At 70.2% G+C, this 14,468-nt stretch carries 18 protein-coding genes; 8 read left to right on the forward strand and 10 right to left on the reverse strand.

Annotation, left to right across the window (positions count from 1 at the left end; all coding sequences use genetic code 11):
- Window positions 1-2: 2 nt before the first annotated feature.
- From QSK37_RS43390 to QSK37_RS43400, 3 genes are all read right to left on the reverse strand, one after another.
- Window positions 3-371 (reverse strand): hypothetical protein, encoded by a 369-nt coding sequence (locus tag QSK37_RS43390; RefSeq protein WP_285633391.1) that lies wholly within the window; start codon window positions 369-371, stop codon window positions 3-5.
- Window positions 364-990 (reverse strand): DUF6668 family protein, encoded by a 627-nt coding sequence (locus QSK37_RS51545; protein ID WP_349498037.1) that lies wholly within the window; start codon window positions 988-990, stop codon window positions 364-366. Before QSK37_RS51545 ends, QSK37_RS43390 begins: the two co-directional genes overlap by 8 nt.
- Before the next feature lie 118 nt (window positions 991-1,108).
- Window positions 1,109-2,293: a CpaE/TadZ family protein gene (locus tag QSK37_RS43400; protein ID WP_285633396.1), complete on the reverse strand. Its 1,185-nt coding sequence runs from the start codon at window positions 2,291-2,293 to the stop codon at window positions 1,109-1,111.
- Between the two features lie 334 nt (window positions 2,294-2,627).
- On the opposite strand from QSK37_RS43400, the gene QSK37_RS43405 reads away from it, so the two are divergent.
- The 6 genes from QSK37_RS43405 to QSK37_RS43430 all read left to right on the forward strand — a co-directional run bounded on the left by QSK37_RS43405 (window position 2,628) and on the right by QSK37_RS43430 (window position 7,588).
- Window positions 2,628-3,140: a hypothetical protein gene (locus tag QSK37_RS43405; RefSeq protein WP_285633399.1), complete on the forward strand. Its 513-nt coding sequence runs from the start codon at window positions 2,628-2,630 to the stop codon at window positions 3,138-3,140.
- A gap of 22 nt (window positions 3,141-3,162) precedes the next feature.
- Window positions 3,163-3,708 carry a hypothetical protein gene (locus tag QSK37_RS43410; RefSeq protein WP_285633402.1) on the forward strand — a complete coding sequence of 182 codons (546 nt, stop codon included), beginning with the start codon at window positions 3,163-3,165 and terminating at the stop codon, window positions 3,706-3,708.
- Between the two features lie 244 nt (window positions 3,709-3,952).
- Window positions 3,953-4,978, forward strand: a complete 1,026-nt coding sequence (locus QSK37_RS43415; RefSeq protein WP_285633405.1) for an ABC transporter substrate-binding protein — start codon at window positions 3,953-3,955, stop codon at window positions 4,976-4,978.
- Window positions 4,979-5,042: 64 nt separating this feature from the next.
- Entirely contained in the window at window positions 5,043-5,843 is an 801-nt protein-coding gene (locus QSK37_RS43420; protein WP_285633407.1) for an ABC transporter ATP-binding protein, read from the forward strand.
- Window positions 5,840-6,673: an ABC transporter permease gene (locus QSK37_RS43425; RefSeq protein WP_285633410.1), complete on the forward strand. Its 834-nt coding sequence runs from the start codon at window positions 5,840-5,842 to the stop codon at window positions 6,671-6,673. Before QSK37_RS43420 ends, QSK37_RS43425 begins: the two co-directional genes overlap by 4 nt.
- Before the next feature lie 27 nt (window positions 6,674-6,700).
- The gene (locus QSK37_RS43430) at window positions 6,701-7,588 is read left to right on the forward strand and encodes a TauD/TfdA dioxygenase family protein (RefSeq protein ID WP_285633413.1); all 888 of its coding nucleotides are present in this window, start codon (window positions 6,701-6,703) and stop codon (window positions 7,586-7,588) included.
- On the opposite strand, the gene QSK37_RS43435 is transcribed toward QSK37_RS43430, so the two are convergent.
- The 3 genes from QSK37_RS43435 to QSK37_RS43445 form a co-directional block, all read right to left on the reverse strand.
- Window positions 7,585-8,586 (reverse strand): LLM class flavin-dependent oxidoreductase, encoded by a 1,002-nt coding sequence (locus tag QSK37_RS43435; protein WP_285633416.1) that lies wholly within the window; start codon window positions 8,584-8,586, stop codon window positions 7,585-7,587. The two genes, QSK37_RS43430 and QSK37_RS43435, sit on opposite strands and share 4 nt — an antisense overlap.
- Window positions 8,587-8,673: 87 nt before the next feature.
- Window positions 8,674-9,417: a GntR family transcriptional regulator gene (locus QSK37_RS43440; protein ID WP_285633419.1), complete on the reverse strand. Its 744-nt coding sequence runs from the start codon at window positions 9,415-9,417 to the stop codon at window positions 8,674-8,676.
- Window positions 9,414-10,247: a creatininase family protein gene (locus tag QSK37_RS43445; RefSeq protein WP_285633421.1), complete on the reverse strand. Its 834-nt coding sequence runs from the start codon at window positions 10,245-10,247 to the stop codon at window positions 9,414-9,416. The genes QSK37_RS43440 and QSK37_RS43445 overlap by 4 nt, the downstream gene beginning before the upstream one ends.
- A 129-nt stretch (window positions 10,248-10,376) precedes the next feature.
- On the opposite strand from QSK37_RS43445, the gene QSK37_RS43450 reads away from it, so the two are divergent.
- The gene (locus QSK37_RS43450) at window positions 10,377-11,165 is read left to right on the forward strand and encodes a putative hydro-lyase (RefSeq protein WP_285574993.1); all 789 of its coding nucleotides are present in this window, start codon (window positions 10,377-10,379) and stop codon (window positions 11,163-11,165) included.
- 12 nt (window positions 11,166-11,177) lie between these two features.
- Here QSK37_RS43450 and QSK37_RS43455 read toward each other — a convergent pair whose 3' ends face one another.
- From QSK37_RS43455 to QSK37_RS43470, 4 genes are all read right to left on the reverse strand, one after another.
- A complete protein-coding gene (locus QSK37_RS43455) occupies window positions 11,178-11,993 on the reverse strand; it encodes an aminoglycoside phosphotransferase family protein (protein WP_285574989.1) in 816 nt (271 codons plus the stop codon).
- A gap of 34 nt (window positions 11,994-12,027) precedes the next feature.
- Window positions 12,028-12,981: a YihY/virulence factor BrkB family protein gene (locus QSK37_RS43460; protein ID WP_285633424.1), complete on the reverse strand. Its 954-nt coding sequence runs from the start codon at window positions 12,979-12,981 to the stop codon at window positions 12,028-12,030.
- Between the two features lie 132 nt (window positions 12,982-13,113).
- Window positions 13,114-13,374, reverse strand: coding sequence for a DUF4235 domain-containing protein (locus tag QSK37_RS43465; protein ID WP_285574986.1), 261 nt, complete (start codon window positions 13,372-13,374; stop codon window positions 13,114-13,116).
- A 132-nt stretch (window positions 13,375-13,506) separates the two neighbouring features.
- Entirely contained in the window at window positions 13,507-13,839 is a 333-nt protein-coding gene (locus QSK37_RS43470; RefSeq protein WP_285633427.1) for a DUF3618 domain-containing protein, read from the reverse strand.
- 207 nt (window positions 13,840-14,046) lie between these two features.
- Between QSK37_RS43470 and QSK37_RS43475 the strand changes: the two genes are divergently transcribed.
- A complete protein-coding gene (locus QSK37_RS43475; protein ID WP_285633430.1) occupies window positions 14,047-14,451 on the forward strand; it encodes a DUF6069 family protein in 405 nt (134 codons plus the stop codon).
- Window positions 14,452-14,468 lie beyond the last annotated feature (17 nt).

Below are 14,468 nucleotides of genomic sequence, written 5' to 3' on the forward strand. Positions count from 1 at the left end.
CATTATTTGAGGCCGGCGATGGTGGAGACGAATGCCGTTGAGGATCCGATGAAGATGACCCCCAGGAAGACCCAGCCCATCCCTGTGAGGTGGCGCCCCCCTTCACTCCGGCGGTGATGAATCGCCATGTTGACGCCAAGTCCTATGAATGCTCCCACGCATGTCAGATATCCGACCCATTTCATCCACCTCAATCCCGTGAGGATCTTGGTGGATCCCGGCGGCGTTTCCGGCGAGCCGGGGTCGGGGATGTTCCCGTCGGCCAGGATGTGGTGCGCGGCCTCGGTGAAGGGCACATGCGTGGCGACTCGAGCGTGGTGTGGCGCGCTCAGCAAGATGTCACTCGCCCACGGAACCATCACATTAAACATGTGCATCCTCGGAAACTATGTGGTGTAGGTCGTTGGCCAGTCGTGAGTAGGCGGATGGCAGCCGGGCCTGGTCCGGAGGGTCGCCGATGCGCAACGCCTCCACCCACGGCAGTTCCCAGAGCCGAGGCACGCCTCCGGAGATCAGCCGCACCAGATCGCTGAGTGGTTTAGGGCGTTTTCCGGGGGCGTCGGCGACCACGACCAGCCCGAGCAGCCGCACGTTCGGCAGCACACCCGCGGCCCACTGCCGGGCGGCGGCCTGAGCCGCGCAGAGCCCGGCGGCATGGCTACGCGCGACGAGAAGCACCCGGGCCGACACCGGGGGCTCGGGCATCGGCCAGTATCGTCCAGCGCTCATGCTGCGGGGGATGAGGGCCGTCAACGTGGAGACGCCGGCTCCCCCATGGCACGACGAGAACCAGAGGTCCGGACCGGCGCCACGGTAACCGGCCAGCCCCAGCGGACTCGTGGGCGGTGGTGCCAGACGTGCCGGTACGACCGCCTGCGCCTGGAACGGTCCGCCGGCATACCCTCCGTGCTGAGGGGAGTGCGCCGCCACAGCCGGCGCGGCTTCCGCACCAGATGCCCGGTGCGGCCGGGCGACGTCCGCAGCTTGCATCACTACACCCTTCTCTGTAAGGGCAAAAGAGCAGGTCAGTGTTATGGTGTGGACCGTCCGAGAGTCGCTGCGATCGTCAACTACGCGGCGCGAAGAAAAGCGACCGGCGGGCTCTCGGCTACCTCGGCTTCAGGGGAAGCAACTTCTTCCAGCGGCTCGTCAACGGCATGATCGACCGGTCCCCCGCCGGCATGGCGAACGCGGGGTCATCGCTGATGGCGGCCAGGATTCCCCGGAGCGTCCTCTCAAGGTCCGGTCCCGGGCGCACGCTCGCCGGCTGGGGCGTGTTCACCGCCCGCATCCATCCCTCGTCCTCGGGGATCAGGCCGGCGAAACGCCAGCCGCCCAGTTGGTCCATGACCTCCTTCGGTCCGCACTCCACGTCGGGCCTCGCCCGGTTGAGGATCACGAAGACCTTCTCGGGAGGAACCCCGCCGCCCCCCTGCTGCTGCGGCGTGACGAGGGCCGACAGCCAGGCGCCGATGGCCTCCAGCGCCACCCTGTCGGGCTCGACCGGCACCAGGATGACGTCGGCCTCGGGGAGGACCAGGTCGAGGAACGTCCGGTGGTTCGTTTCGGCGACCGGCGTGTCGATGAAGACGAAGTCGAACGTCTGGCGCAGCACGGGGAGGATCCGGCGGTACAGCGAGTCGATCCTGGAGCGATCGACGCTGACGACGTCCTGCGGGGCGAGCAGCGCGTAGAGGCCGATCTCGGAGATGCTCGTGAGGCTCTGGCGCACCGTGTCCGCCGCAGGCGACCAGGGCGCCTGGAGCAGGTCCAGGACCGTCGGCGATTTGAGGTTGAGGAAACGCGCCACATCGGCCCGCTCCAGGTTGACGTCGACCAGCACGGCGGACCCCGCGCGGCCCGCGCTCTGAAGCAGCCTCGCCGCGTGCATCGCGAGGTTCACGGTCGTGCTCGTCTTGCCGGCCCCGCCCTTCGCCGAGGTGATCGCGATGACCGTGCCCTGTCTGCGAGGTGCCGCGGGAACCGGTGCGGGGATCGCCTGGGCGGGTGGCGCTCCGGGAACCGTCCATGGCTCCGGCGGCGGCTCGGGCTGGAGCTCCAGCTGAGGCTCCGGCTCGGCGCCACCGAGTGCCACCAGCAGCTCCGCCACGTTCAGCCGCTTCGCGACCAGGACCACCTTCGGGTCGAAGACGTCGCCGCGTTCGGTGAAGGACACGTGGACAAGGACGGTGTGCCCGTTGCGGACCAGGCCGTTGGCCAGTACGGCGACCTCCGCGCCAGGGACGTCCTCGGCGAACCCCGGCGCGAACACGAACGTGACCGGAGAACCCACCCTGCCGCTCCCGGAGAGCTCCCGGAGCTCCGAGGCGGAGGCGACATCGAACACGAACGGGAACCGTCCGGTGTTCCGGAGCCTGCTCGCGACACCCGGGTGTCCCGCTACGACGAGGGCCGGCGCAATAGCCATCACGAATTCCTCAGTGCTCTGGTTGTCGACCGGACGAGCCCGGCCGGTGCTCCTGTAACGGACAGTGCGGGCAAACGGCACTGCCGCCAGCACCGGCCGCCCGCTGCCGACACCGGCGCGACTCGCGACCCGTACGCTGTGGGCCGGCACCCTCCGCCACAGGATGAAATAGGTTCCCGCGAAGAATGTCACACGACTGATGGACTTGAAGGCGGTCGAAGGTCTAGGACTATTCGAGCCGGTCACGGCCCTTTTCAAGAAGACAAAGCAACTCGTCCACGAGCTCCCACAAGAGCCCAAACGAATCTTCAGGCGCTTAACGCACGGGCCGGAGCACGCACTCACCGAGTCCGAGCGGAGCCGCTTTTTCGACCTGGCCGAACGAGCTCGCGATGACGGAATAAGGTCACTACCGAAGAAGAAGGAACGACTCGCCGTGATCGGCGGTGTCAACGTCCGAACCGGCCGGACGGCGTTCGGGAGAAGCTCGAATCCGGTAGGGTGCGCCGAGGATGACGTAGTGCGCCAACTGGGCGGCGATCCGAATGAGGCCCTCTTCTCGAAGGCCACTCGCCGGCGCCTCGCGCGGCTGAATTCACAGATCGCGATATGCCGTCACTGCCAGGCCAAGTACCGTCCAAGTCAGTTCCCTCCCGGGACGAAGTTCAAAGGGGCCTTCGAAAGCGGAGGTTCCGGAGTTTTCGACATGTGAGCCCGAGCGCGAGGAGAGACTGGTGAACAACGAAGAAGAGTGGGACTGGTTCGAAGAAGTAGAAGACCGCGAGCCGATAGATCCGATGCTTTCCGCCGTTCTACGTGCCGTTCGGCAGGCCGGCGACGAATGGTCGTCACTCGGGATACCTCCCGAGGCCACCATTGCCCGGTTGGACGACAACGGATTGCGCGTCTTCATCGACGTCCTGGACAAGGACGACGATGTCCTGGCGACTCTGCGTGTCGACGTCAAGCGGGACGGGACGTCCGTCATGGCGTGGTCGGACGGAGAGCTGGCCGAGGTGGAGGAGCGGATGGAAGATACCGATCCGCTCGATATCGCCCGATTCTCTTCGCCCATTCCCGAAGAGCTCGCCTCGCACGTCGTCGCATGGCTGGACGGGCAGCTGAGGCGGGTCGTCGTGCGCTACGAGTGGAGCGTCCGAGGCAGGATTCGCGCCACCTGTGAAGCGTTCCAGGACACCGGGACGGTGCTCGCGAGCAGCGGCGCCAAGCCTCATGGCGGCCTCGACACGGCCGATCGAAAGACCCAGATCCGCCCGTAGGAACCTCACCGCGGCCAGTGCTCGCCCGCACGAATGATGTCCTATTAAGTCGGTAGGGATGGTTGACTACCCTGCGACACGCGTGTTCTCATCCTGATATGCGCGCCCGGCCCGCTCTCATTCGCCGGCGGCACGTCGACCTCGTCCGGGTCACCGCCGCCCGCTGTCGCGTCTGACGTCGACCCCACGCCCCCTTCTCTTCCGCCCCGCGGGCCGTACGCCCGTTCTAGGAGCGCAGTTCGCCATGCTCAAAAAGTCCCTCTTCGCCGGAGCCGCCGCGCTGGTCGCCGCGGCCGGCGCCGCCGGATGCGGAGCCTCCGCCGCCTCCCGCGGGTCCGCACTCAAGATCGGTTACTTCCAGGGCGCGGTCGCCGGACCCGAGGCCGTGGTCGCCGCCGACCCCGACCTCGCCTCTCATGTCAAGGCGCCGATCCAGCTGCGCCCCATCGACAGTGGCGTCGCCGGGATGGCCCAGCTCCGCGCCGGCGCGTTCCCGGTGGTGTCCGGCGTCGGCAACCCGCCGTTCGTCGGCGCGTTCACCTCCGGCACCGACGTCGAGGTCGTGTTCGTCGAGAGCATCGACGAGTCCGGGCTCGCCGTGAACGACAAGATCAAGTCACCCGCCGACCTGAAGAAGGTCGGCGTGCTCGTCGGCTCCACGCTCGACTTCCAGCTCCGCGGCTGGCTCACCGCGCAGAGGCTGACCGGCAGGGTGCAGGTCGCCAGCTTCGCAAGCGAGGCCGCCGAGGCCGCCGCCTGGAAGTCCGGGAAGATCGACGCGGTCTACATCAGCCAGGCCTACCTGATCGACCTGAAGAAGCACGACGCCCGTGTCCTGACGACCGCGGCCGACGTCGCCCGCCTCGGGTACGCGGCGGTCAACATGCTCGCCGTCGACAAGGCGTACGCGAAACGGGACCCGGCCGTCGTGCAGCAACTCGTCTGCCAGGTGTCCAGGGCGCAGACGCTGGTCAAGGGCCCACAGGCCGCCAAGTACGTCACCGCCGCCACCCGGTTCCTCGGTGTGAGGCCGGCCGACGCGATCGCGGCCACCAGCGACTACCCGTACGTGCCGCAGAGCGAGGAGACCGGCTGGCTCCAGGGCGCGGACGGCCACGCCGCCTCCGGCAGGCTCGCCAAGAACTTCCAGCTCACCGCGCAGTTCCTGGTCACCCAGGGCCGGGCGAAGACGGTGCCGCCGATCGATCAGATCGCCGCGCACATCGACCCCTCCTTCTGGGCGAAGGCGCAGTCGGGCGGGTGCACATGAGTGAGCGAAGCGAGCGAATCGACCAACACGGTCCGCCCGGTCTCCTCCCGACGAAGGAGGGCTCATGACCGAGAGAAGTGCCCAGGTCGTCGAGGAACCGGTCGCCGACAAGCCCGCGGCGGTGCGGCTCCGCGACGTCGGCAAGACCTTCCGCAAGCGGCGGCGCGAGACGACCGCGCTGGAGGGAGTGAGCCTGGACATCGCCGCCGGGGAGTTCCTGTGCCTGGTCGGCCCCTCCGGCTGCGGCAAGTCGACACTGCTGAGCATCCTGGCCGGCTTCACCGAGGCCGACACCGGCGAGGTACTCGTCGACGGCCGTCCGGTCACGGGCCCCGGCCCGGATCGCGGTGTGCTGTTCCAGACGCCGACGCTCTTCCCGTGGCTGACCACCCGGCAGAACGTCCTGTACGGCCCGCGCGCCCGCCGCGCCCTCACCCCGGACGTGCGCGAGGAGGCCGCCGAACTGCTGGAGACGGTCGGGCTGGCCGAGTTCGCCGACGCGTACCCGCACGAGCTGTCCGGCGGGATGCGGCACCGCGCGGCGTTCGCCCGGGTACTGATCAACCATCCACGCGTACTGCTCATGGACGAGCCGTTCGGCGCGCTCGACGCGATCACCCGAGCCGGCATGCAACGGTTCCTGCTCGAACTCTGGCAACGGCGGCGCACCACGATCGTCTTCGTCACCCACGACGTCGAGGAGGCGACGCTGCTCGGCGACCGGGTGTCGGTGCTGTCCGGCCGCCCGGGGCGTACCAAGGCGGTCGTCGACATCGACCTGCCCCGGCCGCGTACCTACGACGACACCGAGACGCTCGCGTTCGTCACGGCCAAGCGCCGGATCCGGGAGGTGTTGGAGCGGTGAGCCTCGACACGGCCCCGAGCCGTACGGTCACCGCCGTACGCAGGCGGGAGCGGCGGCAGCGGTCCTGGCGACGGCTGTTCGTCGGCACGGCGGCGCTCGCGGCGGCACTCGCGGTGTGGGAGGTCGCGGCCTACGCCGTGCACGACGCGGTCACCCTGCCCACCGTGCAGGAGACGGTCCGCCAGCTGGTGCACTACCTGGCGGCGCCGTACCCGCAGGTGCAGGGCAAGACGCTGGTGACGGACGCGCTGATCAGCACGGGCCGGATCCTGGCCGGCTTCGCGCTCGGCACGGTGACGGGCCTGGTCCTCGGCGCGGCGATGGCGGGCGTCCGCGTCATCCGCGAACTCGCCGACCCGATCGTCGGGGTCATGCGGCCGCTGCCGCCGATCGCGTTCATCCCGTTGCTGGTCGTGTGGTTCGGCATCGGCGAGGCGTCGAAGATCGCCCTCATCTTCTTCGGCGTACTGCCGGTCGTCACGATCGCGACGCTCGGCGCGCTCGACGCCGTACCCGACGAGTTCACCCACGCCAGCCGCAGCCTCGGCGCGTCCTCCTTCCACACGATGCTGCACGTACGGCTCCGCGCGGCCGTGCCGGGGGTCGTCACCGGCATGCGCATCGCGATGGGCGGGGCGTGGACCAGCATCGTCGCCGCCGAGATGATCGCCGCGACCGGCGGGGTGGGCTTCCTCATCCTGCAGGCCGGCAACTACCTCCAGACACCGCTGATCTTCAGCGGGATCGCCGTCATCGCCGTACTCGGCTTCACCTTCGACGGACTGCTGCGCCTGCTGTTGCGCGCGGTCGACCCCACGGCACGCCGTTAGAAGCACGGTCAGAGAAAGGGAACGCCCATGTCCAGTCTCGACGTCCACCGGATCGGCGGGCGGATCGGCGCGGAGGTCGTCGGCGCCGACCCGCGGGACCCGTCCGTCTTCGAGGCCGTCAACGCCGCGCTGCTGGAGCACAAGGCGCTGGTCTTCCGCGGCGCCGACCTCGACGACGAGGAACAGATCGACTTCGCGTCGCGGTTCGGCGCGCTCACCACCGCCCATCCGACCGTGCCGTCGGTGGAAGGGCAGCCGAACATCCTCCCCGTCGACGGCGAGGAGGGCATCCGCTCCAACCAGTGGCACACCGACGTGACGTTCGTACGGACGCCGCCGAAGGTGAGCACGCTGCGCGCCCTCGTCGTCCCCCCGTACGGCGGGAACACCCTGATCGCCAACTCCGCGGCGGCCTACCGGGACCTGCCCGCGGAGCTGCGGGAGTTCGCCGACCGGCTGTGGGCGGTGCACACCAACGACTACGACTACGCGCTGCCGCGCGTGAACCCCGAGAAGGCGGCGGAGTACCGCCAGGTGTTCGTCTCGACGCGCTACCGGACCGGCCACCCCGTCGTCCGCGTGCACCCGGAGACGGGCGAGCGCGGCCTGTTCATCGGCGGGTTCGCGCAGCGCGTCGTCGGGTTGAACGGCAGCGAGTCACGCGACATCCTGCGCATCCTCCAGGCGTACGTCACCCGCCCGGAGAACATCCTGCGCGTCGTGTGGAACCCCGGCGACCTGGTCGTCTTCGACAACCGCATCACCCAGCACTACGCACCGGACGACTACGGCGACCAGCCGCGCCGCCTGCACCGCGTCACCGTCGCCGGCAACACCCCGGTCGGCGTGGACGGCAAGGAGAGCTACGTCATCGAGGGCGACGAGGCACGCCACTACACCCCGGCGGCCGCCTAGGAGCCCGCGAGGCGGGGCCCGATCGTCTCGGCGAACGCGGCGACGTCCTTCTCGGGCAGGTCGTAGCCGGACGCGAACGTGTGGGCCGGGAAGAAGAAGACGTGGAGGTCATCGCCGCGTCCGATCTCCTCCCGGGCCCGCAGCAGCCGCTCGGCGCAGTACTCGGCCGGTCCGAAGAGGCCGAACGCGTCGCAGATCTCCGTCGCGAGCTCCGGCGGGATGTCGCCCGGCCGGTGGTCGTCGGCCAGGTCGATGCCCGCCTCCCGCAGCCAGCGCAGGTTCGCCTTGCTCGGGTAGGTGAGGAACGACTGCCCCTCGCGGAACTCGCGGCGCGGCCACTCGCGTACCTCCTCGAACGGGCCGACCGCCGTCGTCACGATGAAGATCTCCTTGATCGACGCCGGGTCGCGGCCGGCGCGGCGCGCGCCCGTCGCGACGTGCTCCCGGGCGACGCGGACCGCGTCCGGGTGCAGCCCGACGAACATCATCACGCCGTCGGCGACCTCACCCGCGAGTTCCAGCATGCGCGGCCCGGCGGCCAGCACGAACACCTCCGGCGGCGGCGTGACCGGGTGGGTGAGGACGGTCTCGCGGGCGCCCAGCGGCGTGCTCTCGCCGCGGAGCAGGGACCGTACGGTGCGCACGGTCTCGCGGAGATGCGCGCGCCGCGCCTGCGGTTCGCCGGCCCGCTCGACCGACAGGAAGCCGGGCGCGAGGGAGAGCAGGAACCGGCCCGGGGCGAGCTCGGCGACCGAGTTGCTCAGCGCGGCGAGCACGAGCGGGTGCCGGGTGACGGCGTTGGAGGTCGCCGGGTACAGCGTGAGGCGGCTCGTCCGCTCCGCGGCCAGGGCGAGGGCCACGTACACGTCCCGTCCGGTGTGGTGGTGGTCGTGCACGCCCACGCCGTTGAACCCGGCGTCCTCACAGCGTGCGATGAAGTCGGCGACCTCACGCAGGGGACGGCCGACGGGTACGCGAATGTCCACCTTCACGGTCATGAATCCTCCTTCGTCGGGGAGAGTGACCACCGGGCCGCGCTTCCGACTCCCTCGCTTCGCTCGGTCATGGACGGGGCCTTTCGTCTTTCATTGGTCGAGATAGCCGCGGATCACGCTGAAGCTCAGGTAGTCGTCGTTGACGTAGGCGACGGTGACCGCGAGCGGGCTTTCGTCGGCGTGCACGTGGAGGTGGCGCAGGAACAGCAGCGGGTGGTCCGCCTCGATCTCCAGCGCGGCACGGACGTGCGGCGGGGGCAGTAACGGCCGTACCCGCGCGACCGAGTAGCAGACCGGCCGGCCGACGTGCGTCTCGATGAAGCTGAACGTCGAGTCCATCGCCTCCGGGGTGGAGGACGGGTAGCGCAGCAGCCGGGCCGGCACGTGGTCGACGCTGTAGACGGCGGGCCGCCCGTCGGCGGTGAAGACGCGCTCGACCTCCCAGGCCGGCTCGCCGGCCGGCAGTTCCAGCGTGGTGGCGACGTCCTCGGACAGCTCGGTCGCGCGCCCGGAGACGCGCTGGCCCGCCTCGTACCCGGCGTCCGCCAGCAGATCGACGAACGCGCCGGCCTCGGCGAGGTTCGCGGTGACGCCGAGGACGTGCCGGTTGATGAAGGTGCCGGCGCCGTGGAGGCGGCGGATCCGGCCCTCCTTCTGGAGGGACTGCAGCGCCGAGCGTACGGTCGCGCGGCTCACGCCGAGCGAGGCGGCCAGCCGCTCCTCGGCGGGCAGCCGGAGGGTGCCCGCCGCGCCGAGCCGGGCGATGAGCTCCCGCAGTCGCGCCTTGACCTGCCGGTAGCTGTCGGCCGTGATGCGCTCGACCGGGAGGTTCATGCGTCCTTCCCGGCGTCGCGGCGGCCGATCGGACCGTCGTAGCGGCGCAGCCACTCGATCAGCTCGACGAGGCGGGAGACGATGTGGTCGTGGTAACGCTGCCCCTTCTCCTCGGCGACGCCCAGCGAGGAGCTGAAGGAGCCGGTCGGGGTGAAGGCGCGCTGCTCGTCGCCGGACCAGACGATCTCGACGCCGTCGGGCGCCTTGCCGAACAGGTCGTCGCCGACGAACCCGCCGAAGACCTCGTCGAAGTCCACGTGCGCGTCGGTCAGCCGGTCCATGCGGATCTTGCCGGGGTAGCGGTAGTGGACGTGCGACAGCTCCAGCTCGCCGGCGTGGTGCTCGTTGGTGTCCTTGATCTCCGGCGCGGCCGACCGGGCCAGGTGCAGCGGGTCGGCGATGACGAAGAGCACCTGGGGCAGCTCCTCGTCGTGGAGGACGCGGGCGGCGGTGTGCAGCGCGGCGAGGTTCGAGCCCTTGTGCCCGTTGAGCAGGATGATCCGGTCGAAGCCGTGCCGGGCGAGGCTGCGCGCGACGTCGCGGACCAGCAGCGTGAGCGTCTCGGGCCGTACCGAGATCGTGCCGGGGAAGCCGGCGTGATGGACCGAGTCGCCGAACCAGATCGGCGGCGTCACGACGACGCGCGCCCGCTGCGCCGCGTCCTCGGCCAGGGTGATCGCCACGTACGAGTCGACGCCGAGGACACCGGCGGGACCGTGCTCCTCGGTCGCGCCGATCGGCACGATCGCGATCCGGTCGCGCTCCAGATAGGAGGCGACCTCTTCCCACGTCAGGTCCTGTATCCAGACCGAGGGCAGATCCGTCGCCATGGCAGTCCTCCTCACCGCAGGGTTCGCCAGAAAAGGTCTGACGTCTAACGACAGCTACCCTATTGACTTAGTATGGTTTTTGCCAGTGACCCGTAATCTTCCGGCTGATGCGCACAGGGGGTACCCGCGTTGACGACCCGATCCACGCCGCCCGCCGACCCGGCCGAGGCACGCCGGCTGTTCCGCGAGGGGCTGGTCACTCCCACCGCGGGCTGGGCGCCCGGCTTCACGCAGGCGAACACGATCATCGTACCGAGCGAGTACGCCTACGAGGTGCTGCTGTTCTCCCAGCGCAACCCGCGGCCCTGCCCGGTGCTCGACGTCTCCGACGCCGGCAGCCCCCGCACCGTCCTGGCGCCCGACGCGGACCTGCGCACCGACTTCCCCGCCTACCGGATCTGGCGCGACGGCGAACTGGCCGAGGAGACCGCCGACATCCGCGACCACTGGCGCGACGACCTGGTGACCTTCCTCATCGGCTGCAGCTTCACCTTCGAGACGCCGCTGCTCGCGGCCGGCATCGAGGTCCGGCACATCACCGCGGGCACCAACGTGCCGATGTACCGGACCAGCGTCGAGTGCCGTCCGGCGGGCCGCATCCACGGGCCGCTGGTCGTCTCCATGCGGCCGATCCCGGCCGACCGGGTGGCCGAGGCGGTACGGATCTCGGGCCGGTTCCCGTCCGTGCACGGCGCGCCGGTGCACATCGGCGACCCGGCCGGCCTGGGCATCACCGACCTCGGCACGCCGGACTTCGGCGACCCGGTCGAGATCCGGCCGGGCGAGGTGCCGGTCTTCTGGGCGTGCGGGGTCACTCCACAGGCCGCCATCATGGCGTCCCGCCCGCCGTTCGCCATCACGCACGCGCCCGGCCACATGTTCATCACCGATGTCCCGGACGCCCGCTACGCCGTGTGAATTTCGGGTTGTTCATCCCAGCAGGTCGAGGAGACGACCGGCCTGGCGCTCCAGGGTGCCGGGCGGGTTCCGGTCGCGGGCGGGACCGCCGGGGCCGAGCATGAGCATCCAGGAGTAGGCGAACACTCGACGGAACTCGCGGACCCGGCGGGCGACGGCCCCCGGAAGGTCGAATTCTCCGAGCAGCGCGGTGGCGTCGAACGTGCCGGGGGTCCGGGCGGAGATGTGTTCGGCGACTTCGGCGAGTTCGAAGGCGCGGTCGCTGCGGCCGGAGTCCTCGAAGTCGACCAGCCGTACCCGCTCGCCGTCCCACAGGTAGTTCGCCAGGTTGCCGTCGGCGAGCCCGAGCACGGGTGTGTCGATGCCCAGGAGACGGCCGGTGTCGAGGCCGTCGAGCCACTTCGCCCCCGCCGCGTACGCTCCGGCGACCGTGGGATCCGCACCGAGGTCCGGTCGGCTCTCCCGCAGGGCCTGGGCCTTGGCCACGGCCGCCGCCGGGTTCCACGAGGCCGGCGGCAGACCGGCCACGACCGATCGCGGGACCGCCTCGTGCAGCGCTCCGATCGCGCGCGCCATCGCGGCCGTGTGCCGGCGCGTGGTGGTCATGCCGCGCAGCGGAGTTCCCGCCAGGCGCGACATCACCACGTACGGGGGCCGCGCGGCGAGGTCGGCGTCGATCGGCCGGGGCGCCAGGCCGGGCGAGTGTTCGGCCAGCAGCCGCAGCGCGCGCCACTCGCGTTCGGCCTCACCGCGACCGGCGGAGACGAAGCGCTTGGTCACCCGGTCGCCGCGCGTCTCGATCTGATGGGTGCTCGCTCGGCCGACCACGCGCCGAGGCTACCGAACCTGCCGCCGGCCGCTCCTACGAGTCGTCATCGTCGTCCAGGGCACGGGTGTCGCGCAGCTCGACGTACGGCTCCTCCGTCTTCGGCAGGCCCCCGGCGATCGCGCGGCCGCGTTCGAGCTCGGCGTTGAGTTCGGCGCCGAGCAGGATGGCGATGTTCGACATCCAGATCCAGACCAGGAAGATGATCAGACCGGCGAGGCTTCCGTACGTCTTGTTGTACGACCCGAAGTTCGCGACGTAGAACGCGAAACCGGCCGAGACGACCAGCCAGATGACGACGGCGAAGAGGCCGCCGGGGGTGACCCAGCGGAACCCCTGCTTGGCGTTCGGCCCCGCCCAGTACAGCAGGGCGAACAGCATCCCGGCGACGAGCAGCAGCGCCGGCCATTTCACGATGCCGAAGATCGTGATGGCCGCCGGCCCGGCGCCGACCATCGCGCCGACGCGCTGGGCGACCGGCCCGGACACCACCACCGCGACGGCGCACGCCGACAGCAGGACCAGCGTCGTGAGCGTGATGACGACGCGGAGCGGCAGCGTCTTGTAGATCGGACGTCCCTCTTCGACGTCGTAGATAGCGTTGGCGGCGCGCATGAACGCCGCGACGTACCCGGAGGCGGACCAGATCGCCGCCGCCAGGCTCACGACCGCGACGATCCCGGCGCCGCCGGGTCCCCGCTGCAACTCGGTGATGGCGTTCACGAGGATCTGCCGGACCTGCCCGGGCGCGAGCTGGCCGACGTTGGTGATCAGCGACTGCGACACCGATTTCCCGGCCAGGCCGACGATGGAGACGACCACGAGCATCGCCGGGAAGATGGACAGCACGCTGTAGTAGGTGAGGGCGGCGGCCCAGTCGGTGACGTTGTCTCGCCGGAACTCCCCCACCGACCGCCGGACCGCGGCCCACCACGAGCGGCCGGGCAGGTCGGTCGGGCTCCGTGGCGCGTCCGTGGCGTCCGTGCTCATGAGCCCTCCTTCGTCGGAAGGGCGATCCCGTCGCGCGTGTTTTTGATTCGCTCGCTTCGCTCGCTCATGGGCCCTCCTTCGTCGGAGGAGAGACCATGCGCGCGTATTCTTCGATTCGCTCGCCGCGCTCGCTCATTCGGCGTCGTCGTCGTTCTGGCTGTGCAGGAGGTAACCGCGGTTCAGCGCGGCCTTGACCGCTCCGCTGATCGCGCCCTGCAGGGTCGCGGCGATGAGCACCTCGGCCCAGCTTCGCTCCAGGTCACCCGCGTCGGGGGTGTCATCGTCGCGGGCGATCAGCCGCCAGGTCTGCTTGAAGATCACACCGGCGATCAGGCCGCCGGCGATGCCGAGCGCCGCCGAAGCCGACCGCGACATCGAGTTCCCCTTGCTCATGAGACCTCCTTCGTCGGAGGGGTGGCCAGGAATACGTGCTTGTCGGTTCGCTCGCTCCGCTCGCTCATGAGACCTCCTTCGCCGGAGCAGTGGCCAGGAATACGTGCTTGTCGGTTCGCTCGCTCCGCTCGCTCATGACCGCTTCCTCCTGCTCAGCGCCAGCAGGGCGGCCGCGGCGCAGAGGCCGGCCGCGCCGTACACCAGGGCGGGCCGTCTTCCCGCGGCGTCCGCCGCCTGGCGCGCGGGCTCGGGGATGTTCTCTTCGGCCCGGCCGAGCGAAGCGGTGACCTTCTCCCGTGCGCGCTCGCGCATCCGCGCGGCGCTGCCCCGTACGCGTTTGGGCACGTCCACCTTCGCGGCCAGCGCCTGCACGGTCTTGGCCAGCTCCTGGCGGTTCTGTTCGATCCCGGCGACGAGCTGCTCGCGTTCGCCGGCGCCGCCCGTCCGGGTGGTCTCGTGGCTCATCGTTGACGCCCTTCGAGGTTCGCGTTCGCTGATGCCGCCCACACGTACCCGGACAGCGCGCACTAATGCGGCGTCAACCGATGTTCGCCGGGCCGGGCGAACACGTCCTCAGATTTTTTTCGCGGTGATGTCGAATGGCGTCGACTCCGTTCGTAGCCAGGGTGAGAGGCCGGCAAGGAGCCGGTCGCGACACACCGGAGGCTCACGATGTCCGTCACCACCACCACTGTTCCCGTTTCCGCGAAGTCGCTGATCGCCGGGGGTCTGACCGCGGCGGCCCTCGCCGCCGTGGCGACCTCGGCCATCGCGGCGGCGGGTAAGGCCGCCGGGATCAGCCTGGCCGTCGGCGGCGCGCCGATCCCGGTGTCCGGGTTCGCCGTGCTGACCGCGATCTTCTCCGTGGTGGGCCTGGTGCTGGCCCTGGTCCTGGCCCGCATGGCCCGCCGTCCGCGCACGGTGTTCGTCCGCACCACGCTCGTGCTCACCGCGTTGTCGCTGGTGCCGGACGTGCTCGCGGACGCGTCCGCGGCCACGAAGGCGCTGCTGATGCTGACGCACCTGGCCGCCGCCGCGATCGTGATCCCGGCCATCGCCCGCCGCCTCGCCGCCTGATCTCTCGAACGAGACCT

Source organism: Actinoallomurus iriomotensis (assembly GCF_030269445.1).
In the GTDB taxonomy this organism is placed as follows: Bacteria; Actinomycetota; Actinomycetes; order Streptosporangiales; family Streptosporangiaceae; genus Actinoallomurus; species Actinoallomurus iriomotensis.

What these genes read in the sequence shown, in the direction of transcription:
- QSK37_RS43435 (WP_285633416.1), bottom strand. Translation starts at nt 8,586, where the DNA reads ATGACCGTGAAGGTGGACATTCGCGTACCCGTCGGCCGTCCCCTGCGT.
- QSK37_RS43390 (WP_285633391.1), bottom strand. Translation starts at nt 371, where the DNA reads ATGTTTAATGTGATGGTTCCGTGGGCGAGTGACATCTTGCTGAGCGCG.
- QSK37_RS43440 (WP_285633419.1), bottom strand. Translation starts at nt 9,417, where the DNA reads ATGAACCTCCCGGTCGAGCGCATCACGGCCGACAGCTACCGGCAGGTC.
- QSK37_RS43420 (WP_285633407.1), top strand. Translation starts at nt 5,043, where the DNA reads ATGACCGAGAGAAGTGCCCAGGTCGTCGAGGAACCGGTCGCCGACAAG.
- QSK37_RS43460 (WP_285633424.1), bottom strand. Translation starts at nt 12,981, where the DNA reads ATGAGCACGGACGCCACGGACGCGCCACGGAGCCCGACCGACCTGCCC.
- QSK37_RS43465 (WP_285574986.1), bottom strand. Translation starts at nt 13,374, where the DNA reads ATGAGCAAGGGGAACTCGATGTCGCGGTCGGCTTCGGCGGCGCTCGGC.
- QSK37_RS43415 (WP_285633405.1), top strand. Translation starts at nt 3,953, where the DNA reads ATGCTCAAAAAGTCCCTCTTCGCCGGAGCCGCCGCGCTGGTCGCCGCG.
- QSK37_RS43470 (WP_285633427.1), bottom strand. Translation starts at nt 13,839, where the DNA reads ATGAGCCACGAGACCACCCGGACGGGCGGCGCCGGCGAACGCGAGCAG.
- QSK37_RS51545 (WP_349498037.1), bottom strand. Translation starts at nt 990, where the DNA reads ATGCAAGCTGCGGACGTCGCCCGGCCGCACCGGGCATCTGGTGCGGAA.
- QSK37_RS43475 (WP_285633430.1), top strand. Translation starts at nt 14,047, where the DNA reads ATGTCCGTCACCACCACCACTGTTCCCGTTTCCGCGAAGTCGCTGATC.
- QSK37_RS43430 (WP_285633413.1), top strand. Translation starts at nt 6,701, where the DNA reads ATGTCCAGTCTCGACGTCCACCGGATCGGCGGGCGGATCGGCGCGGAG.
- QSK37_RS43445 (WP_285633421.1), bottom strand. Translation starts at nt 10,247, where the DNA reads ATGGCGACGGATCTGCCCTCGGTCTGGATACAGGACCTGACGTGGGAA.
- QSK37_RS43405 (WP_285633399.1), top strand. Translation starts at nt 2,628, where the DNA reads ATGGACTTGAAGGCGGTCGAAGGTCTAGGACTATTCGAGCCGGTCACG.